Raw genomic sequence first — 20,327 nt, 5'->3', positions numbered from 1 at the left:
AATTAGCTATATAATTTTGGTATACAGTTGGGATAGGAACTATCCTATAAGCTTGGAGATACTTAGTACAATGGTACTATTGACCAAGAAGCTCCCACTTCAAACGTTACCGTAGGTAGTTAAGTGGTGAGTAGTTCACTACTAGCTTAATATTATATAATTAATGAATCATAATCACTTATATTATTTCATAAAAATATTATTAAGGATATATAGGGGGTACTAAAGCAGTATAAATAAAAATACTTAATACTAATTAAATCAACATGAATTTAATTAACTTCTTTTGTAAATAATATATTTAGGAGGTGCTTAAATATGTTAAATATAAGAGAAGCAAGTGAATTCTTAGGGGTATCCGTACCCACAATGAGGAGATGGGAAAATGAAGGAAAAATAACTTCATACAGAACCACTGGAAAACATAGAAGATATGATAAAAATGATTTAATTAGATTCAAGTGTAAAGAAGATGATAGTTTTAAAATAACTATAGCATATTGTAGAGTTTCATCATCTAACCAAAAACAAGATTTAGAAAGACAAATAGAGAATGTAAGTAATTATTGTATTGCCAAAGGATATCAATTTAAAGTTATATCAGACTTAGGTAGTGGACTAAATTACAATAAAAAAGGGTTAAAAGAATTAATAGCTTTAATATGTAGTGAGGAAATTGATAGAATAGTGATTAATTATAAGGATAGGTTAATAAGATTTGGATATGAAATGATAGAAGAATTATGCTCTATATACAATGTTAAAATAGAAGTCATAAATCATACAGAGGATAAAATATATGAAGAAGAATTAGTAGAAGATGTACTGTCTGTGATTACGGTATTCTCATCAAAACTATATGGTAGTAGAAGCCACAAGTCAAAAAAAATAAAAGATACAAATTTAGCAATGTTTAGAAATAGTGAGTGTGACTATATAGATGATAAGGTACAGGCTTAGGTTATGATATATGCTAAGAAAATAGAAGTAGTATTTGATAACAAAGACTCACAAATACTTGATGGTCAATCTAAAATATGTAATTGGCTATACAATCAACTACTTCAAGTTACGATAGATGATTATAAAAATGGTAGTGAGAAAAAGCTTTTGAGTGGACGAAATTTAAGAAATTATGCTACTAAAATGAAATCAGAAAATATATTTTTATATTCTGTACACTCATCACCACTTAAAAATACTGCAATTAGAGTTAAGGATTCTTATGAAAAATTCTTTAATAAAAATTGTTCTTATCCAAATTTCAGGTCATTTAAGAAAAAGTGGTTTTCATTATTTTATGATGAACCCAATAAATGATTTAAGCTACTTGACAGTAGAAATTTAAGAATATCTTTAGGAAAAAATGAACTTAATAAACAAGTTCATGTAAAAGGGTATTTAAAAGAAAAGTTTGATTTAAGAGAAAATGAGAAAATAAAAAACTTTAGACTTTGTAAGCAACAGGGGGGGGATTTTTATGCCATATTTACAATAGAAAAAGAAAGTCTGTCAAATAAGGAAGTTAAAACATGGATATCAATAGATCCAAATCATAAAAATCTATTCGTAGCTATTGATAATACAGGAACTACTTTTGAATTTGAAAAATTATATCAAGTCAAATATTTTGATAAGCTAATAGATGAAGTTAAATCTAAAAGAGATTTGTGTAATAGAAAAAATAAGCTGAAATATACAGAACATGGTAGTAAATATTATTTACAGAGTAAAAGGTATCTAAAATTAAATAATACATTAGATAAGCTATACCATAAAAGACGAGAACAGATTAAGTTAATTATGTATAGTATAGCGAATTATATAGCTAGAAATTATGATAAAGCAATAATAGGTGATTATACACCTACACTTGAAGTAGCAAGTGACAAGAATATGCATAGGGGAATGCTAAATCAATCTTTAATAGGTATGTTTAGAAAAATACTTAGTTGGACTATGGAAAAGTCAAATAAGGCATATGTTGTTGTAAATGAAAAAGACACTACAAAAACTTGTTGTATATGTGGGAATAAAGAAAAGAAAGACCCAAGTATAAGGGCGTTTACTTGTGTATCTTGTAATACAACAATACTTAGAGATGTGAATAGTGCAATAAATATAGCTAGAAAAGATAATCTAGAACCAACTAAAAAAATATTAAATAAAATAATAAAGAAAGGCTACTTTAGGTTTGATAGATATATTTTGGAGGGGATATAGAATATAAAAAAATAATCATTGCGTAGTTCACGCCATCTTAAATAGGATGAACTGATATGGACTAGTTAATATTAATTAGAACCCAGCAGGCTTATATAATAGAAATATTATATAAGGTGAATTAAATCTAAGAATGTGGTGTTCTTAGGGCTAAATGTTATTGGTGAATATATTTAGATACTCATGAGTATATTTAGATAGCTTTAGTAGAACGGTAATTATGTTTAATGAAGTAATTAACTTATACTTACAGCGAAGTGATTTTTTTATGGAAGTAACAATTCAACATTTAATAATTTCTGGAATTTCAATATTTATAGCCTCTGTTTTTGGAATACTTTTAGGGTTAATTATTAGTTATTATAAAAAAACAACTCCAATAGTTATGTCTATTATAAATTTTATCTATACCATACCATCTATAGCACTACTTGGTTTTTTAATACCTATATCAGGTATTGGAAACACTAGTGCAATAATAGCCTTAACTATCTACGGATTATTACCAATGGTTAGAAGTACATATACTGGTATAGAAACAATAGACCCTTTTATTATTGAAGCTGCAAAAGGTATGGGTAGTACTGAAATTCAGATTCTATTAAAAGTAAAAATTCCTTTAGCAACAACTGTAATATTGTCAGGCCTTAGAAATATGGTAGTTATGACTATAGCACTTGCAGGTATTGCTTCTTTTATTGGAGCTGGAGGGCTTGGTGTTGCAATCTATAGAGGCATAACAACTAACAACTCTGCTATGACTATAGCTGGAAGTTTACTAATTGCACTTTTAGCTTCTGTAGTGGATTTAATTATTGGAAGTATTGAGAAATTTATAAAAAAGAAATGGAGATTGGTATAAATATTAGGAGGTGGCTTAATGAAAAGTAAAAGCTATTTTAAAAAAATTTTATCGGTAACTATGATAATTGCTATGACTTCAATAACGGCAATGGGATGTTCAAAAAAAGACGAAAAAAATGTAGATACAATAAAACTTGCAACTAAACCTATGTCTGAACAATTTATATTGGCTGAGATGTTAAAATTATTAATTGAACAAGACACTAACTTAAAAGTAGATATTACTAAAGGTGTTGGTGGCGGAACTAGCAATATACATCCTGCACTACTAAAGGGCGAATTTGATATGTATCCTGAATATACAGGTACGGCTTGGAGTTTTATTCTTAAAGAAAAAAATATTCCTAAAGAAGATCTTTTATACAAAGAGTTAGGTAAAAAATACGAAGAAAATTATAATTTAAAATGGTGTGGTTTATATGGATTCAATAATGCTTATGGCCTAGCTATTAGAAAAGATATTGCTGACAAATATAATATTAAATCATATTCAGATTTATCAAAATATTCATCAGAGCTTTGTTTTGGTGCAGAATATGATTTCTACGAAAGAGATGATGGCTATGACTCTTTATGTAAAGCTTATAACTTCAATTTTAAAAAATCAACTGATTTAGATATTGGCCTTAAATACGATGCTATAAATTCAAAACAAATTGATGTAATGAATGTATTTACTACTGATGGTCAACTATCTGCATCTGATGTTGTTTTACTTCAAGATGATAAAAAATTCTTTCAAACTTATTATTGCGGAACTGTAATAAGAGAAGATGTATTGAAAAAGCACCCTGAGTTAGAAAAAGTATTAGCTAAAATGGATAATATTATTAATTCAGATGAAATGTCTAAATTAAACTACAAATTAGAAACTAATAAAGAACCTGAAAATCAAATAGCAAAAGAATTTTTAAAACAAAAAGGCTTAATAAAATAGTGGAGGCATATTATGTCACATGATAGAGTTATATTTTTTGATAATGTTACTAAATCCTATGAGAATAATATAGTCTTAAATAATTTTAATTTAACTGTAAATAGAGGAGAGTTTTTGACTATAATCGGAAGCTCTGGCTGTGGAAAAACTACTGTTCTCAAGCTAATTAACGGACTATTAAAGCCTGAGAGTGGTAATATTTACGTTAATGATGAAGATATTTCTAAAGTTGACCAAATACAGTTAAGAAGAAAAATAGGATATGTAATTCAAGAGATTGGACTTTTTCCTAATATGAATATTGAGAAAAATATTGGTTATGTTCCAAATCTAAGTAAGGTTAAAAATAAAGATGAAATATTAAAAAACATCCATAAACTTATAAGTATTGTTGGATTAAGCCAAGATATGTTATATAGATATCCAAGTGAATTGTCTGGAGGGCAAAGACAACGAGTTGGAATAGCAAGAGCTTTAGCTGCAAAACCAGAAATCTTATTAATGGATGAACCCTTTGGTGCAGTAGATGAAATCACAAGGAAGTTATTACAAGAAGCCATTATTAAAATTCACAAAACACTTAATGTTACTATAATTTTTATTACACATGATATAAAAGAAGCTCTTAAGCTTGGTACTAAGGTGGTGGTTATGGACGGTGGACAGATACATCAATACGCATCTCCAAATCAAATTATTGAAAATCCTAAAACAGAATTTGTAAGAAAACTAGTTTGTGGTAAATGATTATATAAAGGACTTTCTATAAATAGTAAGTCCTTTATTGTTATTTATATTATTTAATATTAAGAAAGCATAATTTAAATAATTTACCAAGCTATTTTTTATCACTAAGCTTTGATATAGCATTTGATAAAAATACCACCCCTACTATACCAAAAAATATTGAATTAAGTATTCCTGTTTTGTTTACAAAAGCATACAAGAATAATAATACTGCTACTACAAACTCAAATTTTGCTAAACCACTAATTTTTTTCATTATTTCTAATAATCCTCCCCTTTAACTTATCTAAAATTACTCTCAAATAAGTTTTATCTGCTTACCTATATATTTTATCATTAATTGGAAAAATATCAAATTTCTCTATTTAGACAGTATCATACATATGTATGTATGTATGTATTTGTAGCTTCTCTATTGCAACTAATATAATTTATATTAACTTGAATTTATTATATTTATATGGGTATATATATTTTATAAAGAATAATTATAAAATATTTTAATAAGGGGTTGTTATTTTGAAAATATATACAAAAACTGGAGATAAAGGTCAAACATCTTTATATGATGGCTCAAGAATTGACAAAGATGATATAAGGGTAGAATCTTACGGTACTCTTGATGAACTAAATTCATACATAGGTCTTTGCACACATTATTCAGAAAATGAAGATAAGAAAATATTAAAAAATATTCAATTAAAGTTGTTTTCAGTTTCTGGAGAGCTTGCTACTAAAAAAGAAGGCTTATATAAAAATGGTGTCTCCGAGGATGATATTAAAAATCTTGAAACTATAATAGATGACTATATTAAAAAAATTGATAAAGTTGATGCTTTTATTGTTCCTGGATCTAGCTTATTATCTGCTAATTTACATGTAGCTAGAACTATTTGTAGAAGAGCTGAGAGAAGAATCTTCACTCTTAGTAAAGTTGATAATGTAAGTCCTCTTTTACTAAAGTATATTAATAGACTTTCTGATCTTATTTATGCTATTGCTAGATATAACGAAAAAGAATTAATTTACATTAAATTTTAAATATAAATAGCTGCCCTTAAATTAAGGGTAGCTATTTATATTTATCTATATATCGGTATCTCTCATTTCAATTTCTGTGCCTTCTGGTGCTTTAATTTTCATTAATTTTTCACCTTCTACATCATATACAACTTTTCCATTTTTTATCTTAAAGCTATTATATCCCAAAGATTTGATTCTATCGTATTCTTCTTCAACATTGTCTACTAAAAAACACATGTGCACTATTCCTTCATTTAGATTACTCCATTTATTTAATGTATCTCCTTGTTTTGGTGTTTGAAGTTCTATCATAAATTCCCCTAGCTTTAACCATGTGTTAAAATCTCTATTATGAAAGTTTGGTGTTTCACTTATTACTTCAAATCCTAAGATTCTAGTATAAAAATCTAGAGATTCTGTGTATTTTTCAGTTTGAATACATACATGGTGCATCATTTTTATGGACATAATATTACTCCTTAATATTTGTAGTTTTTCCTCATTCTATTATATACTAGTTATTATTTTTATAGTAGTATCACCTTTTAATTATTAAAACTACTACTCTGTTGTTTTATCTTCAAAGATATATAAATATTGTTCATATCCTCTATCTTTCATTTCATTTTTAAGAATAAATTCTAATGAAGCTGAATTTATACAATATCTTAATCCTCCACTTTCTTTTGGACCATCATCAAATACATGCCCTAAATGAGAATTTGCATCTCTACTTCTTACTTCAATCCTATACATTCCCTGAGAAAAATCACTTTTTTCCACTATACTATCCTCATCTACTGATTTTGTAAAACTAGGCCATCCGCAACCTGAGTCAAATTTATCTTTAGAAGAAAATAGTACTTCTTTGCTTACTATATCTACATATATGCCTTCTTCTTTGTTATTATAATGCTCATTTTGAAAAGCGGGTTCAGTCATATCATTTTGTGTAACTTCAAATTGTATTGGTGTTAAAATATTCTTTAGTTCTTCTCTTCTAATGTTATTTTTGTCCCAATTATCTTTTATAAAGTCATACCTTCCAGAACCTCTGAAGTACATTTCATAGTTTATCAAGTTTTTCTTATAATAATTTTGATGATACTCTTCTGCTTCATAAAACTTTTTCGCTGCTACTATTTGAGTTTTTATTGGGCTATCAAATAATTCACTTTCTTCCAATATTCTCTTAGATTCTAAGGCTACTATTTTTTGATTTTCATCATGGTAAAATATAAATGTCTTATACTTCTGTCCTCTATCATTAAATTGTCCTCCTTCATCAGTTGGATCTATTTGCTTCCAAAATATATCTAGTAATTTATTATAAGTTATTAATTCATCATTATATGTGATTTGTACTGCCTCTATATGTCCTGTGGTATCAGTACAAACTTGTTCATAAGTTGGATTTTCAATATTTCCCCCTGTATATCCTGCTACTACTTTTTCTACTCCTTTATATTTATCAAATGGCTTAACCATACACCAAAAGCATCCTCCAGCAAATGTTGCTTTTTTTATCATTTTAATCTCTCCTTTTTAAGTTTAGATTATTTATTCCCTTTATTTTCTATTCTAATCATTGGTGCATCTATTATTTAATTAAATATTTAATTGAAATATACACAACAAGAAAAGGTATAAATAAGTTTATATATTTATACCTTTTTAAAATGCAATATACTATTTTATATTTAAGTCTGATTAGCAATTAAACTTTCCTGTAATTTCTGTAAGTACTTTTGCTTGGCTAGAAAATTCTTCACTCGCTGCTGCAATCTCTTGTGCTGTTGATGATGTATTGTGAACTACCTCTGAAATTTGTTGCATATTTTCAGCTACACTCTCAATACTTGTTGCCTCCTTTGATATTGAAGTTGAAATACTATTTATAAGCGTACCTACTTTTTCACTTTGCCCAGTTATTGAATTTAAAGATTTAGCTATTGTATCAGTTAAAGATTTACCATGGTTAACTTTTTCAATAGAATTTCCAATTAATTCTGTAGTAGTTTTTGCAGCATCTGAACTCTTAGCTGCAAGGTTTCGTACTTCATCTGCTACAACTGCAAAACCTTTCCCTGAAGCACCTGCCCTTGCTGCTTCTACTGCTGCATTTAAAGCTAAGATATTTGTCTGAAAAGCTATATCTTCTATAACTTTTATTACTTTTTTAATTTCGCTAGAAGTAACTTGTATTTCTTCCATAGAACCAAGCATTTGATTCATTGAGTTGTTACAACTAATTACTTCTGAATTCACTTTCGTAAAGAATTTGTTAACCTCCCTTGAATCTAATGATAATGTAGAAAGATCTTTTGAGACTTTTTCTATAGTTATTGAAATATTATCTGTAAGAATTGTTTCATTTTCAACTCCTAATGCTAATATTTGTGAAGCTTCATTTATCTGATTCGCTCCATTAGCAACTTCATTAGATATAGTTATAATTTCATTCATTACATTAGTAAATGTTACAGATAATGACATTAATGAATTCTTTAATGTTACAAATTCACCATCATAGCGTTGCTTTAATTTAATAGATAGATTTCCATTAGATAAATCTTTTAAAGCTCCTGAAACTTCATTAATATATTGAATATTCTCTTTTAATCTATTTACTAATGTAGATAAATTCTTAGATAATGTCCCTATTTCACCATTGCTATTAACATCAATTTCAACATCTAAATCACCTTGAGCCATTTTATTGGTTGCTATTATTAATTTTCTTATCGGTTTAGTTATCATTCTAGCTACTAAAACTAATGCTAGTAACATTACTATTAAAGAAACAATACAAATTAATATGATTTTATTTAAAGCATTTGTAGTATTTGCATTAAATTCACTTGCTGGTAATGATCCTACTAATTTCCAATTAATTCCTGGTATATCTATTATAGAACCTACATTTTCTTGATTTCTAAATTTGAAATATGTAATATCGTTTTTATTGTTATTTAAATTTGTTAAAATATTTTTATCAAGGCCTATATCATTAATATTCTTTAATAATAAAGATTTATCTTTATGAGATAATATTATGCCTTCATTTGTAACCATTGTATAATACCCAGTATTACCAAGAGTTGTGTTAGCTACCATATCTGAAACTACAGTAATAAGTATATCTATAGATACTACTCCTAAAAAATTGCCCTCTTCATCTTTTACACTTACAGAAATAGATATTACTTGTTCCCCTGAGTCCACATCTTCATATGGCTCAGTTATGAAGAAATAGTTATCTTTAGCTCCAATATACCAGTCTCTAGAAGTTACATCATAAGTTGGATCATCTGATGTAATTACTCCATTAGAATCTAGTAATTGCTTTGAATCTTCATCTCCATAATATATGGCTAATATATTCTTGGAATCTAGTTTAGCACTATTTTTTATTAAGTTTAATGATTCATCAAAGTACTCAGATTGTTTAACATTTTGCCCTATTTTTAATTCTAGCATAGTTTTCTTTAATGTAGGGTCTACAGCTAATTGCTTCATCATAGTAGAATATGTGTCAATGTAGTTTTTAATTTGTAAAGATGTGTTTTGATTTGTTTTTTGTAGTATAGTCGCTTCATTTTCGCTAAAAGCATCATTACTGTAGTTGGCAATGACAATTCCAGAAATTAAAAATATAGCAACTAAAATCCCCCCTAATATAATTATTAACCTTACTTGAAGCCCGTGGAATATTTTTTTTACCTTACTAATCATATAGTTTCATCCCCTCAGTCATTTGTGTTTATTTTTTATATTCTTACTATAAAATTCTAAAACTAGTGTTTAAATTTTCAAAAAACACTTTATACGATAATTATAGTCAATAATCACAGTTGCTTCAACAATTGTATATTTTTATGTATTATATTTTCGAAATTAGATTTATTTATAATTTTTTTTATTACTATGATTAAACTCTATTTTTGTGGGTATCTATTTAAATATAGTAATCATTTACAGTTTTTCTAGGGGGATACTATAAATTATTATAGTTATAAGACTTATAAACTATTTCTGAGTACTATCTACTGTATATATTAAAATTATAGATATAATAAGGGGAGATTTTTATGAAAACAGATAGCGTATTTTGTTCTTTAAGTAAAAAGTGTAAGCAGGAGTATACAAAGGAAGTTAGTGAAAAACTTTCAAAGGATGAAGAAAACTTAGAAGAAGTATACAAAAGTGAAAAGGACGAGATAAAGGAATAGTATTTCTTTTAGCTTGAACTAAAAAGTTAAGCTATTCAATTAAATATAAAGTTGCTAGACATATACTTGATTAGCAATTTTACATAAGAAAAATATACTACGAAATACTAGTATATTTTTCTTATATTATGACTTTAGTAATCATCTTTCTTTGATTTCTACTTTAAGCGTACAAATTTCAACTCCCTTTGTCTTTGTAGAACCTATTGTTTAATAAATATTTTACAAATACAAAGGGAGTATTTATTATACTAATAATAAAACTTTTTTATCTGAAGTTTGTAAAATCTGACTGCTTTCCTCTAAGTATTTTTCACTAGCAGTTGCTGCTATTGCGCCATCAGATACAGCTGTAACTATTTGTCTAAGTGATTTTTCTCTTAAGTCTCCCACAGCATATACTCCATCTATATTTGTTTTCATATTATTATCAGTAGGTATATATCCATACTTATCTAGTTTAACTTTATTCTTAAATATATTTGTATTTGGTATGTAGCCTGCTAATACAAATATTCCAAAAGCTCTATCGTCATTTGAAAGTTTATATCTGCCGATTTCATTAGTCATGGTGTTTGTATATTCTAAGTATGTTGGTTGTAAATCTCCACTAATTTCAGTAATTTCAGTATTAAACCTAACTTCTATCTTATCATTTGCTAATACTTTATCAACAATAGATTTAGCACAAGAAAACTTTGATTTTCTAACAAGTATTGTAACTTTCCTTGCTATCCTTGCTAAAAATAAAGATTCCTCAGCTGCAGAGTACCCTCCTCCAACCACAAATACATCTAAGTTTCTATAAAAACCTCCATCACAAGTTGCACAATAGGACAAACCTTTTCCATAAAATTCATCTTCACCTATAAATCCTATTTGTCTTGGCTTAGCCCCTGTTGCAATTATTATTGACTTAGATCTAAGTAAAGTTTTTCTTGTTTTTATTGATTTTATTTTACTATCCAAATCCATAGATATTATTTCATCATATTCAAATTCAACTCCAAAATTTTCAGCTTGTTGTCTCATATTATTTGCTAAACTAGGTCCATCAATATCTAGTATTCCAGGGTAGTTAGCAATTTCTAATGTTTTAACTGCTTGTCCTCCTACATATTCTTTTTCTATAATTAATGTTTTTAAAGCTGCTCTACCTGCATAAATTCCTGCTGATAATCCAGCTGGACCTCCACCTATTATTATTATATCGTATAATTCTTGCATCTTTATTTTCTCCTATCCCTTTTGTAATATTTCATTACTTATATTTTTATTTATACCCACTTAGTAATTTTTATAACATCAATTAATAACATTTACTTGTAATACTTCTCTTACATAAATACTTCATATTTTGCCAAATAATAATTAAGGAGTTTATCCCAATTTTTTGAGATAAACTCCTTAATTATTATTTACTACTATTTAGTATTTTTAATTTACTTTTTCCCAAGTTTGATATTATTCATAGTTGTGACTTGTTTTATTGCATATATTATCATAGCATATCCTATAAATATGAACCCTACTGCATATATTACTGTTCTAAAAGCATCTTTCATCTATTATTTTTGTTGTATTATAAAAACCATAAACTACAATTTTTGTTTTACTATGGCTTTACTCATTCTAACGTTTTCTATTTTAAATAATCTTTTTATTTTCTATCTTTTCTAATTTAGATTTTAAATTTAAATAATGATTTCTAAATAAAGAAGAAACCACAATAACTCCAAGAGCTATAGCTCCACTTGCTAAAATAACATTAGTTCCTGTAGTAAATGATTGTTGAAAATTCCCCTCGATAACGTAATACATTGTATTATATAAACCAAGTCCTGGTATTAAAGTTATTATTCCTGGTACTATAAATAATAAAGTAGGTTTTTTCATCTTTCTTGCCAATATTTCACTAAGTAATGATGCTATTGAAGCTGCTATAAAATTAGCACTTATCATATCAAAGTTACATCTCATTAATAATATATATATAGTCCATGATATCATTCCTACAGCTCCTGATACATATAGTGTTTTCTTGGGCGCATTTAAAAATACTGCAAATCCAACTGCTGCTAAATATGAAAATGTTATGTGTATATAAATTGGCATCCAAATCATTATAATAAACCACCCCACTTAACATATAAATTCATAGTCATACCAATACCTACGGCTATACCTGTAGCAATAATTCCCGCATCAATTGCTCGTCCAACTCCTGACATTAATTCTCCCGATACTAAATCTCTTATAGCTTTTAAGAAAGGTACTCCCGGCAAAAGTGGCATAATAGACCCCACTATTAACATTTTTGGTGTTTCTAGTATTCCTAATTCTACAAGCCCTACTCCGCAAAATCCTATTATCATGGATGATACTAAAGTTGCAAAAACAGGTATATTACTAATTTTTTTAACTTTATTAAATATAATCATAGCCATTACAGATGTTATTAGAGTCAGCATAAATGTTATTACATTATCCCCTCCAACTAATACAGCAAAACTTGAAGAGCCTATTGCAGTCCATATATTTATTGCTATTTGTGAGTGATGTCTTACTTCATCTAGTTTTATTAATGTTTCTATTGCTTCATCAATGCACATCTCTGTTTGACTTACAAACTTTCTTGAAAAGTCATTTAATAAATCAATTTTATTTAAGTTTATACACCTATTTTCTATCACCTTCATAAATGTATACCCATCAAACCTATCATCTGACACTATAATTGTATTAGGCGCCATAAATACATTTATATGAGAAAACCCTCTTGATTTACAAATCCTTTTTACAGTATCATCTACTCTAAAAGTCTCTGCTCCGTTAGCGAGCATTAGTTGTCCTATAAATGTAGCTAAACGCAATACATCTTTCTTGTATTTATAATTATTTTGTTCTTTCATGAGTTTTCCCCCTTTACTTATATTTATATCAGAAGTAAATTATATCACTTACTTTTGAATCAATAAAGAAGTTAATTTTTTATAGTTAATATAAATTAACAAAGTGTTAACTAAGCAACGTGAAGATGGTACTATGATAAATGCTCTATGGGTTCAATGTGGAATACTTATTTTACTAATTGTAGTTCCGTTAGTTGGTGTTGGCAGTATAGATATTCTTTTTGAACTGCTTACAAATTCATCAGCATTATCTTTAGTTATTCCCTATGTAGTATTAGTTGGATCATACTTTGTATTTAAATCTAAATGTACTGCATTATTTGTATCTTGTTTTGTATTTTTAATAGGTGTGGCAGGATTTATTGGTGCTGTATGGAGTGAGATTTCTGAAGCAGGCAGTTTTAGTGATGTTCTAGAGCCTATTCTTAGAAACTACGGTGGACCTATTGCTTTAATTATTGGGGGAATTATCGTCACTCGTATTACAACTTATTATCATAATAAAAATAAATCACCCTCACTTAATTCTATATTAGATTCTATGTCTATTTTAACATTTCCGTTTACACAATATAAAATATCTGCTATATTACTATGTTCTATTTTCTTTATAACCTTTATTGACATCTTCTAATCCCCCATTAGATTTAATTTTCATTAAATCTAACATTTTTATTGGTTTAAGTCAATATTAAAAAGCTACTTATATATATAAGTAGCTTAATTAATATTATTTTTGTACATAAGTTTAATTAATAGTACAAAAGTGGCAATTACTATTGCCATTAATATTAACATACTATTAATAATCCAACTGGACAACCCAAGCATATACGCAAAAGCTGTTATAGCTAAAAATATTGTTGCTAGTCGCATTGTTCCAAATTTCAATATTTTTTCTGGATTGTCTTTATGCTTATACATAAATATTTGTATTGAATCCACCGTTTGAAAACTCGCTAATAATATTATAACTATTATAGAAAAGGTGACAATATTATTCATATAAATCTCCTTTTAGTTATGATTTTTAACTTATTTCAGACTTGTAGATATATACTAATATCAATATAGATTATTAAAAGTACTACATTTATTATATGCTTTTTAGCCCAAAATAAGTTTAGCAATTTTGTCCTTTTTTATGTTAGTATCTTAGAATTAAATTTATGTATATTTAATTCTTTAAATCCTAAACTAATATTAATAAATCTATAATAAGGTACTGGCTAAAGAGTTTGTACTTTTGAAATTATACAAATTATGTTAAAATATATAATATTATTTTAATATTTAAGGAGGTATACGAGAATTGATATGTTAAACAAAAGTAACGCACTTAAAATAATAAAATTAGCTCTAGGTAGTTCTTTAGCTACTTTTATTGCTGGGTTATTAAATCTAGAATATGCCATGTTTGCTGGTATAATTACACTTTTGACAGTAAAAAATACAAAAAAAGAAACACTTAAAGTTGCACTTGGAAAAGTATATGGATTTCTTTTATGTACATTATTTTCATATTTATGTTTTAATACATTAGGATTTAATTTAGTTTCATTCTCAGTATATACATTTATAATTATAACTTTTTGCTTTATTTTAGATATACAGTACGTTATGGCTATGTGTCTTGTTATATCTTCCCATTACTTGCTTCAAGGTAATGTATCTTTTGATATGATTATAAACGAATCTTTATTATTCACTATAGGAGCTTCTATGGGCGTTATTATGAATATGTATATTCCAAGCAATATTGATAAAATTTACAATGGTCAGTTAAAGCTCCAAGAAGAAATTCGTGTTATACTTTTAGATATTTCAAACCTTATCAAAAGTCCTACTGAAGGTACCGAGTACGATAAAGACCTTCATAATTTGAATAATTTAATAGACAAGAGCGTTTCTCAAACCTATGAAAATATAAATAATAATTTATTAAGTGATACTAGATTTTTTTTAAATCATATTGAAAGCATCAAGAGACAAAGGGATATATTAGAAACTCTATATTCTTATGTATATACTTTAAATTCTACTCCCTCTCAAGGTTATATTATTTCTGATTTTATATTTAAAATGGCTAATACAACCCTCGATTTTAACAATGTCAGTAAATTACTAAAGGAGCTTGAGTTTTTAACATCAGACATTAAAAACCAACCCCTCCCTCTTAATCGAGATGAATTTGAAAATCGTGCTATTTTATTTTTATGCTTAGTTGAATTAAGAATTTTTTTATCAACTTATCTTGGACAAAATGGATGTTCTGTATAATAAAGTTATTAAAGGGTAATTACTAACACTGTGTAATTACCCTTTATTTTATATATATTTTTTAAATTTATTTATTTCTTCTTCACTAAGACTTGTTTCACCATGAAAATCAATACCTTCTTTTCTTACTCCATGTTTTCTATATACATTCAGTTTATACTTACACTTATTTTTAATAATATTAGAAACTTCTTTAACAGTTTTTTCATTCTTTAAATTAGGAGCTATAACAGTTCTAACTTCGTATAGCTTATTTTTATCTAAAAGATATTTTAGATTTTTCAAAACAATATTATTACTAATTCCTGTAATTTTAATATGCTCATTTTCATCTATACTTTTCACATCTAGCATAAACTTATCCGTTACATCTACTAGTTCTTCATAATTTGTTAAGTCTATACCTCCGTTAGTATCTACAAAACAAGTAAGATCTAATTCTTCTTTTACTTTTTTAAATAGTCCTATTAAAAAATCAGCATTTAGAGTACATTCTCCTCCACTTACCGTTATACCTTGGATAAATGGGCTTATTTCCTTTATTTCATTAAAGAGTTCATCTACACTAAACTCTTTAGTCTTAGGAGTTGATAAGTTATTACAAACTCTAATACAATTATCACACTGTACACAAATCTTTTCATTCCAAACTACTTTTTCATCTTTCACTTCTAGTGCCTTAACTGGGCAAACTGATATACATTTAGTACAGTTTATACACTTTTTTATAGTTTCAGGATTGTGACAATAAGTACATTTAAAGTTACATTCTTGGAAAAATATTGCCGTTCTATTTCCTGGTCCATCTATACATGAAAAAGGAATAATCTTGTTAACCACTGCCATATTTAATCCCTAAGCTTTCTATCAAAGGCTTTAGCACCATTTTTTGCATTCATTCCAAATACTGTTGCATTATTTTTAACTGCATTTCCTTTTTCAAGTTGTGCTACTTCCGACTTTTTAACTAAATATCCTGTAACACGAACTACGTCAGAGCTATCACCGTATACTGATATATATCTTACACCACTATTAAAAGCTCCATCTATTACATTTACTACTGCTTCTATATTATTTTTATAGGTATCTTCAAATACAAATATATCACCTATCCCATTGAAGAAGTATTTATGATATGGCGCAGATTGTAATATATGCTTAAATAGTTGTGGTTCTTCACCTACTGGTATTCTACACCCTGGTGATATTCCAGTATCTGTGTCTATTCCTACTTGAGCATGCATTAAATGTTGGCTATTAAAACAAGTTGTATATTTTGATTTATACGAAGTTACTATAGAATTAATTTTTTCTATTATTCTTAATCCTAAATCATTAGCTTCTTTTGAGTATCCAAATCTATCATCTTGATTTGTTGCATTTAAAAGATAATTTACAGCTTCGGCAAGCCCTACCATTCCAAACATTCCACTAAACAATTCTTTTTTGATAAAACCTTCTAATACAAGGAAGTTTGATTTGAAAAATGCAGATTCTTCTAGTAAAAACCTTACTCTTTCATCTATATAATCCAACATTTTAAGTGATACATAAGGTATTTTATTTTCTATAAAGTCTTCTGCTGAGTCTGAAGTTTCTGCTAATCTACTAAGGACAAGTCTAACTAAGGTATGTCCCCCTCCGCCTATTATAAATCCATTGTAACAGCTTGCAAGTGCATACTTTTCAGTTCCAAAATCTTTAATATCCATCTTATGATTAGCAAAGCTAGGCTTAGCTGTTATTAATGCTGTATCTGCACATATGTTTATAAATCCTTTTGAAGTTAAGTCTTTATCGTATTTTACTGTTAAGTTCGGTACTGCACATTGTAATTCTTTCATTGCTTTAAGTACTAATCTACCTGCTTTAGTATCTACTGGACCTATATTTGCATGAACAAAAGAATCTGTTAAAGTTCTATCTATATGCTTTAAGAATAACTTTATAGCTTTATAAGCTTCTTCTTCATCTTTTACAAAAGGCTCTAAAAGTTCATCTAGGTTTCCAAGATACACTGGATATGATGTTATAGATGGCACGTGTTTGTAAAATATTAATAATGTATTCGTAGCTTCCCATATATCCGTTGGTATATCTAGGTCTAAGAATTTACATCCTTTTTTCATTAACAATTCGTAATTTGGTATTATGTATCTTGGCCTATACGGAGCATTTCCTTCAAACATACCACATATGATATTTTCATCTAGTAGTTTTTTAGTGTCTTCATCTATATCAAGTACATTTAAAGTACTTTCAGCTTGCCCTGCTAGTTGTAATACTTGTTGGTTGTAAGTTAGTGTTTCATTTTTTATAATGTCTAGAACTTGTTGCATATTTTTTCCCCCTACATATGTTTATTTTATTGAGTTTAATTTATATGACAGTTTATTAAACTGTTCCTTGCTTATTGATATAACTTTTCTGTTAACTGAAATTAATTTTTCTTCTTTTAGAAGCTTTAGGTTTCTATTAATTGTTCTTACAGAAAATCCTAGCGTTGACCCTATTTCTTCTCTACTTTTTTGTAGATATATAGTTTCACTTTTTTCACTTTTATATACATTTATTAAATAAGTTATGAGAGAGTATATAGCAGGATATGCTAGTACTTCCCCTTTGTTTAATGATTGTTTATGCATACTCATAGATACAAACTTTAGTACTTCTAAGGTTAAGCATTGATCATTGTTTATCCAGTTTATAAAATCATTTACTTTAATTTCAATCATTAGACACTCTGTAGTTGTTTGTAAAGTTGATGAATATTTATTTTCATTTGCCATAATTTCCATAGCACCTATATATGATATAGATTCTACTTCTGCAAAATTATATATAAATCCATTCTCAAATTCATTTTTAACTTGCATTTTCCCTTGCAAGCTTATGTAGATATTTTTTATAGTATTTCCTTTAAGTGTTATTATCTTTGATTTTTCAAACTTTAATAGTTTGCATTTATTCTTAATACTATCCGGTATTTTATTTACAAAACCTTGAACTTCTTTAATTTCTATTAAGTTATAAAGTGTATTATTTTTCATAGTTAGATTGCTCCTAACAAATATGATATTACTTATATATATATTATCAATTATTTAAGTTTTTTAAAAGGACATATGTCCTTTTGTGAAACTTAAATAATTTTTCACTCTATTTTTTAGATATATATCTAATACATATCCATATACCAACTTCATTAAAGTGAATAGAAGTTTATTTTATATTTTAACTTTATTTATAATTTTATTTTTTTATGTTATATTTATTATAGGAGGAATTATTATGTCAAAATTTTATATTAAATATTTAGCTTTATTTATTGGTTTAGGTGCATATAACACTTTTTTACCAGTATATCTAGAAAATAGTCTAGGATTTACATCTTCACAAGTAGGAGTTATCGTTTCAATACCTTCAATTTTAGGTATTATTTTTGTTCCTATTTGGGGTCTTTTAAGTGATTTATTAAGTAAACAAAAAACTGTACTTTGGATAAATATATTTATTTCGCTTTTATGTGCATGGATTTATACTATTACTAATTCTTTTATTTCTATTTTTGTAATAGCTATATTCCTTGAAATGTTTAGAAATTCTATTCTTCCATTGACTGATTCTATAACAACTTCATATTGTGAAGAAAAAAATGAAAATTACGGTAAAATAAGAGTTGTAGGTTCTATGTTCTTTGCAATATCTTCTTTTTTATGTGGCCAACTTATTAGAATAACTAATAACGATTTAATGTTTTTCTACGTATTTATGGTTAGTATGATAGGTTGTTTATTTATTACACCATATTTACCAAGCTTATCAAGTAAAGATACAGAAGAAAAAATAAACTTAAAAGAAGATTTACCATTATTATTTAAAAATAAGTCATACTTATTAATTTTAATGTGTGGTGTATGCGTAACTTCTTTAACTGAAGCAATGATGGCATTCCAGGGAATACATTTAATGAATCTTGGAGCTGGAAGTGATTTAGTTGGATTACTTACTGTCTTTATGGTAATTCCTGAACTTTATTTTATGGTTAAGAGTAAGTCACTACTTGAAAAGTATGGACTGGTTAAAGTAATAAGTTTTGCTAGTATTGCTTTAATTGTTAGATGGGTTGTTTATTTGTTTACTTCTAATCCATGGATATTTATGATAGCTACTTCTATGCATGGTATTGCTGTTTCTATAATGACAATATGTGCATTTGATTTTATAGCTAAGGTAGTAGATAAAAAACTTTATACTACATCTATGACGGTTTATACTTTTACTATTGGTATTTCTTATTCTTTAATGAAGCTACTTTATGGTGGACTTATAGATACCCTTGGTATTAAATCTATATTTATATTCTCTATATTTGCTTCTTTATTTAGTTTTGTTATTTTAAATTGGATAAGTAGATTAGATATAGCTCAGAATAAAAAACACTTCAAAACAGTATAAATTTAAAGGGCTACTTCATGGTAGCCCTATTTTTATTTACATAAACTTTTCTACTAATACTTTTACAACTTCTTCAAAATCTCCGCTGTCTTCAGCTTCCATTATTTTGGGCTGAGATATTTGTCCACCATGCTCAAAATTAACTAATGATAAAACTATCTCTCCATCATCTAAGTCTACTAATATACTTACTAAATGGCTCATATCTAAACTTAAATCACCTATATCTTTTATGGCATTATCTTGATAAATATCGTCTATATAGTGACTCAGACTATATTTTTTACCATCTATAAACTCTAATTTATCTAAATTTTCATTAGTTTTCGCAATAGTTAGTAATAGTCCATATTCTTCACTTAATAATATATCTGCATAATCCTTCGAATTATTTATTTCTTCATATTCTTCTTCAAATAAAATTACATCTAGGTAATCTTTATCTATTAAACATACTCTCGATATTTCTTTCGGGTATTCTAAAAGTAATTCTTCCAAATTATCACTTATATATTCGATAAATTTTTCTATTTTAAATTCCTCAGGTTTTGTTCTTATCAATTTCATATTATACTTCCTTTCTTTTTTTAGCGTAAAGTATAATAATATCATATATTAAATTTTATTTGAAGCTTTTTAATTCATATT

The 20,327-nt window shown here is 27.1% G+C and carries 24 protein-coding genes; 11 read left to right on the top strand and 13 right to left on the bottom strand.

The features are described from left to right. The first annotated feature begins 318 nt into the window (after positions 1–318). The 6 genes from ACRC03_RS08980 to ACRC03_RS08955 all read left to right on the top strand — a co-directional run bounded on the left by ACRC03_RS08980 (position 319) and on the right by ACRC03_RS08955 (position 4,771). A complete protein-coding gene (locus tag ACRC03_RS08980; RefSeq protein ID WP_438652228.1) occupies positions 319–960 on the top strand; it encodes an IS607 family transposase in 642 nt (213 codons plus the stop codon). 3 nt (positions 961–963) lie between these two features. After that, entirely contained in the window at positions 964–1,320 is a 357-nt protein-coding gene (locus ACRC03_RS08975; RefSeq protein ID WP_438652227.1) for a hypothetical protein, read from the top strand. A 30-nt stretch (positions 1,321–1,350) separates the two neighbouring features. Further along, positions 1,351–2,223 carry an RNA-guided endonuclease InsQ/TnpB family protein gene (locus tag ACRC03_RS08970; protein ID WP_438652229.1) on the top strand — a complete coding sequence of 291 codons (873 nt, stop codon included), beginning with the start codon at positions 1,351–1,353 and terminating at the stop codon, positions 2,221–2,223. Positions 2,224–2,491: 268 nt separating this feature from the next. Further along, entirely contained in the window at positions 2,492–3,085 is a 594-nt protein-coding gene (locus ACRC03_RS08965; protein ID WP_438652226.1) for an ABC transporter permease, read from the top strand. 18 nt (positions 3,086–3,103) lie between these two features. After that, positions 3,104–4,024, top strand: coding sequence for a glycine betaine ABC transporter substrate-binding protein (locus tag ACRC03_RS08960; RefSeq protein WP_438652225.1), 921 nt, complete (start codon positions 3,104–3,106; stop codon positions 4,022–4,024). 12 nt (positions 4,025–4,036) lie between these two features. After that, the gene (locus ACRC03_RS08955) at positions 4,037–4,771 is read left to right on the top strand and encodes an ATP-binding cassette domain-containing protein (RefSeq protein ID WP_438652224.1); all 735 of its coding nucleotides are present in this window, start codon (positions 4,037–4,039) and stop codon (positions 4,769–4,771) included. Between the two features lie 91 nt (positions 4,772–4,862). Here the strand turns inward: ACRC03_RS08955 and ACRC03_RS08950 are convergent, their stop codons facing one another. Beyond that, positions 4,863–5,027, bottom strand: coding sequence for a hypothetical protein (locus tag ACRC03_RS08950; protein WP_438652223.1), 165 nt, complete (start codon positions 5,025–5,027; stop codon positions 4,863–4,865). A 263-nt stretch (positions 5,028–5,290) separates the two neighbouring features. Here ACRC03_RS08950 and ACRC03_RS08945 point away from each other — a divergent pair, with 263 nt between their 5' ends. Next, a complete protein-coding gene (locus ACRC03_RS08945) occupies positions 5,291–5,812 on the top strand; it encodes a cob(I)yrinic acid a,c-diamide adenosyltransferase (protein ID WP_438652222.1) in 522 nt (173 codons plus the stop codon). A gap of 45 nt (positions 5,813–5,857) precedes the next feature. Here the strand turns inward: ACRC03_RS08945 and ACRC03_RS08940 are convergent, their stop codons facing one another. The 3 genes from ACRC03_RS08940 to ACRC03_RS08930 form a co-directional block, all read right to left on the bottom strand. Beyond that, entirely contained in the window at positions 5,858–6,262 is a 405-nt protein-coding gene (locus tag ACRC03_RS08940) for a VOC family protein (RefSeq protein ID WP_438652221.1), read from the bottom strand. A gap of 93 nt (positions 6,263–6,355) precedes the next feature. Beyond that, complete coding sequence (msrA, locus tag ACRC03_RS08935; RefSeq protein WP_438652220.1) at positions 6,356–7,324, bottom strand: peptide-methionine (S)-S-oxide reductase MsrA; 969 nt, start codon at positions 7,322–7,324, stop codon at positions 6,356–6,358. A 180-nt stretch (positions 7,325–7,504) separates the two neighbouring features. Continuing rightward, on the bottom strand, positions 7,505–9,529 hold the full coding sequence (locus tag ACRC03_RS08930; RefSeq protein WP_438652219.1) for a methyl-accepting chemotaxis protein: 2,025 nt from the start codon (positions 9,527–9,529) through the stop codon (positions 7,505–7,507). A 356-nt stretch (positions 9,530–9,885) separates the two neighbouring features. Here ACRC03_RS08930 and ACRC03_RS08925 point away from each other — a divergent pair, with 356 nt between their 5' ends. Beyond that, positions 9,886–10,026, top strand: coding sequence for a hypothetical protein (locus tag ACRC03_RS08925; RefSeq protein WP_438652218.1), 141 nt, complete (start codon positions 9,886–9,888; stop codon positions 10,024–10,026). A 246-nt stretch (positions 10,027–10,272) separates the two neighbouring features. On the opposite strand, the gene ACRC03_RS08920 is transcribed toward ACRC03_RS08925, so the two are convergent. The 4 genes from ACRC03_RS08920 to ACRC03_RS08905 all read right to left on the bottom strand — a co-directional run bounded on the left by ACRC03_RS08920 (position 10,273) and on the right by ACRC03_RS08905 (position 12,938). Beyond that, the gene (locus tag ACRC03_RS08920; RefSeq protein WP_438652217.1) at positions 10,273–11,253 is read right to left on the bottom strand and encodes an FAD-dependent oxidoreductase; all 981 of its coding nucleotides are present in this window, start codon (positions 11,251–11,253) and stop codon (positions 10,273–10,275) included. A gap of 215 nt (positions 11,254–11,468) precedes the next feature. Next, entirely contained in the window at positions 11,469–11,591 is a 123-nt protein-coding gene (locus tag ACRC03_RS08915) for a hypothetical protein (RefSeq protein ID WP_438652216.1), read from the bottom strand. 82 nt (positions 11,592–11,673) lie between these two features. Continuing rightward, complete coding sequence (locus ACRC03_RS08910) at positions 11,674–12,150, bottom strand: threonine/serine exporter family protein (RefSeq protein ID WP_438652215.1); 477 nt, start codon at positions 12,148–12,150, stop codon at positions 11,674–11,676. After that, on the bottom strand, positions 12,150–12,938 hold the full coding sequence (locus ACRC03_RS08905; RefSeq protein WP_438652214.1) for a threonine/serine exporter family protein: 789 nt from the start codon (positions 12,936–12,938) through the stop codon (positions 12,150–12,152). The genes ACRC03_RS08910 and ACRC03_RS08905 overlap by 1 nt, the downstream gene beginning before the upstream one ends. A 103-nt stretch (positions 12,939–13,041) precedes the next feature. Here ACRC03_RS08905 and ACRC03_RS08900 point away from each other — a divergent pair, with 103 nt between their 5' ends. Then, complete coding sequence (locus tag ACRC03_RS08900; RefSeq protein WP_438652213.1) at positions 13,042–13,572, top strand: hypothetical protein; 531 nt, start codon at positions 13,042–13,044, stop codon at positions 13,570–13,572. Positions 13,573–13,658: 86 nt separating this feature from the next. Here ACRC03_RS08900 and ACRC03_RS08895 read toward each other — a convergent pair whose 3' ends face one another. Next, on the bottom strand, positions 13,659–13,943 hold the full coding sequence (locus tag ACRC03_RS08895; RefSeq protein WP_438652212.1) for a hypothetical protein: 285 nt from the start codon (positions 13,941–13,943) through the stop codon (positions 13,659–13,661). A gap of 312 nt (positions 13,944–14,255) precedes the next feature. Between ACRC03_RS08895 and ACRC03_RS08890 the strand changes: the two genes are divergently transcribed. Next, positions 14,256–15,218 carry an aromatic acid exporter family protein gene (locus tag ACRC03_RS08890; protein ID WP_438652211.1) on the top strand — a complete coding sequence of 321 codons (963 nt, stop codon included), beginning with the start codon at positions 14,256–14,258 and terminating at the stop codon, positions 15,216–15,218. A 48-nt stretch (positions 15,219–15,266) separates the two neighbouring features. Here ACRC03_RS08890 and ACRC03_RS08885 read toward each other — a convergent pair whose 3' ends face one another. From ACRC03_RS08885 to ACRC03_RS08875, 3 genes are read right to left on the bottom strand one after another with little or no spacing between them, the layout of a single operon-like run. Beyond that, positions 15,267–16,064 (bottom strand): YjjW family glycine radical enzyme activase, encoded by a 798-nt coding sequence (locus ACRC03_RS08885; protein WP_438652210.1) that lies wholly within the window; start codon positions 16,062–16,064, stop codon positions 15,267–15,269. Positions 16,065–16,066: 2 nt separating this feature from the next. Next, entirely contained in the window at positions 16,067–17,560 is a 1,494-nt protein-coding gene (locus ACRC03_RS08880) for a YjjI family glycine radical enzyme (protein ID WP_438652209.1), read from the bottom strand. A 21-nt stretch (positions 17,561–17,581) separates the two neighbouring features. Further along, on the bottom strand, positions 17,582–18,271 hold the full coding sequence (locus tag ACRC03_RS08875; protein ID WP_438652208.1) for a Crp/Fnr family transcriptional regulator: 690 nt from the start codon (positions 18,269–18,271) through the stop codon (positions 17,582–17,584). Between the two features lie 241 nt (positions 18,272–18,512). Here ACRC03_RS08875 and ACRC03_RS08870 point away from each other — a divergent pair, with 241 nt between their 5' ends. After that, on the top strand, positions 18,513–19,679 hold the full coding sequence (locus ACRC03_RS08870) for an MFS transporter (protein WP_438652207.1): 1,167 nt from the start codon (positions 18,513–18,515) through the stop codon (positions 19,677–19,679). Positions 19,680–19,715: 36 nt separating this feature from the next. Here the strand turns inward: ACRC03_RS08870 and ACRC03_RS08865 are convergent, their stop codons facing one another. Then, the gene (locus ACRC03_RS08865) at positions 19,716–20,246 is read right to left on the bottom strand and encodes a hypothetical protein (protein ID WP_438652206.1); all 531 of its coding nucleotides are present in this window, start codon (positions 20,244–20,246) and stop codon (positions 19,716–19,718) included. Positions 20,247–20,327: the final 81 nt, after the last annotated feature.

The organism is Romboutsia sp. (assembly GCF_051659545.1).
In the GTDB taxonomy this organism is placed as follows: Bacteria; Bacillota; Clostridia; order Peptostreptococcales; family Peptostreptococcaceae; genus JBOFOR01.
The sequence above is the reverse complement of the archived record's forward strand: the minus strand, read 5'-3'. Positions and strand labels throughout refer to the sequence as shown.

Bases quoted from the DNA above. Each gene is read 5' to 3' on its own strand.
- ACRC03_RS08980 (WP_438652228.1), top strand. From the start codon at position 319: ATGTTAAATATAAGAGAAGCAAGTGAATTCTTAGGGGTATCCGTACCC.
- ACRC03_RS08975 (WP_438652227.1), top strand. From the start codon at position 964: ATGATATATGCTAAGAAAATAGAAGTAGTATTTGATAACAAAGACTCA.
- ACRC03_RS08965 (WP_438652226.1), top strand. From the start codon at position 2,492: ATGGAAGTAACAATTCAACATTTAATAATTTCTGGAATTTCAATATTT.
- ACRC03_RS08960 (WP_438652225.1), top strand. From the start codon at position 3,104: ATGAAAAGTAAAAGCTATTTTAAAAAAATTTTATCGGTAACTATGATA.
- ACRC03_RS08955 (WP_438652224.1), top strand. From the start codon at position 4,037: ATGTCACATGATAGAGTTATATTTTTTGATAATGTTACTAAATCCTAT.
- ACRC03_RS08950 (WP_438652223.1), bottom strand. From the start codon at position 5,027: ATGAAAAAAATTAGTGGTTTAGCAAAATTTGAGTTTGTAGTAGCAGTA.
- ACRC03_RS08940 (WP_438652221.1), bottom strand. From the start codon at position 6,262: ATGTCCATAAAAATGATGCACCATGTATGTATTCAAACTGAAAAATAC.
- msrA (WP_438652220.1), bottom strand. From the start codon at position 7,324: ATGATAAAAAAAGCAACATTTGCTGGAGGATGCTTTTGGTGTATGGTT.
- ACRC03_RS08930 (WP_438652219.1), bottom strand. From the start codon at position 9,529: ATGATTAGTAAGGTAAAAAAAATATTCCACGGGCTTCAAGTAAGGTTA.
- ACRC03_RS08925 (WP_438652218.1), top strand. From the start codon at position 9,886: ATGAAAACAGATAGCGTATTTTGTTCTTTAAGTAAAAAGTGTAAGCAG.
- ACRC03_RS08920 (WP_438652217.1), bottom strand. From the start codon at position 11,253: ATGCAAGAATTATACGATATAATAATAATAGGTGGAGGTCCAGCTGGA.
- ACRC03_RS08915 (WP_438652216.1), bottom strand. From the start codon at position 11,591: ATGAAAGATGCTTTTAGAACAGTAATATATGCAGTAGGGTTCATATTT.
- ACRC03_RS08910 (WP_438652215.1), bottom strand. From the start codon at position 12,150: ATGATTTGGATGCCAATTTATATACACATAACATTTTCATATTTAGCA.
- ACRC03_RS08905 (WP_438652214.1), bottom strand. From the start codon at position 12,938: ATGAAAGAACAAAATAATTATAAATACAAGAAAGATGTATTGCGTTTA.
- ACRC03_RS08895 (WP_438652212.1), bottom strand. From the start codon at position 13,943: ATGAATAATATTGTCACCTTTTCTATAATAGTTATAATATTATTAGCG.
- ACRC03_RS08890 (WP_438652211.1), top strand. From the start codon at position 14,256: ATGTTAAACAAAAGTAACGCACTTAAAATAATAAAATTAGCTCTAGGT.
- ACRC03_RS08885 (WP_438652210.1), bottom strand. From the start codon at position 16,064: ATGGCAGTGGTTAACAAGATTATTCCTTTTTCATGTATAGATGGACCA.
- ACRC03_RS08880 (WP_438652209.1), bottom strand. From the start codon at position 17,560: ATGCAACAAGTTCTAGACATTATAAAAAATGAAACACTAACTTACAAC.
- ACRC03_RS08875 (WP_438652208.1), bottom strand. From the start codon at position 18,271: ATGAAAAATAATACACTTTATAACTTAATAGAAATTAAAGAAGTTCAA.
- ACRC03_RS08870 (WP_438652207.1), top strand. From the start codon at position 18,513: ATGTCAAAATTTTATATTAAATATTTAGCTTTATTTATTGGTTTAGGT.
- ACRC03_RS08865 (WP_438652206.1), bottom strand. From the start codon at position 20,246: ATGAAATTGATAAGAACAAAACCTGAGGAATTTAAAATAGAAAAATTT.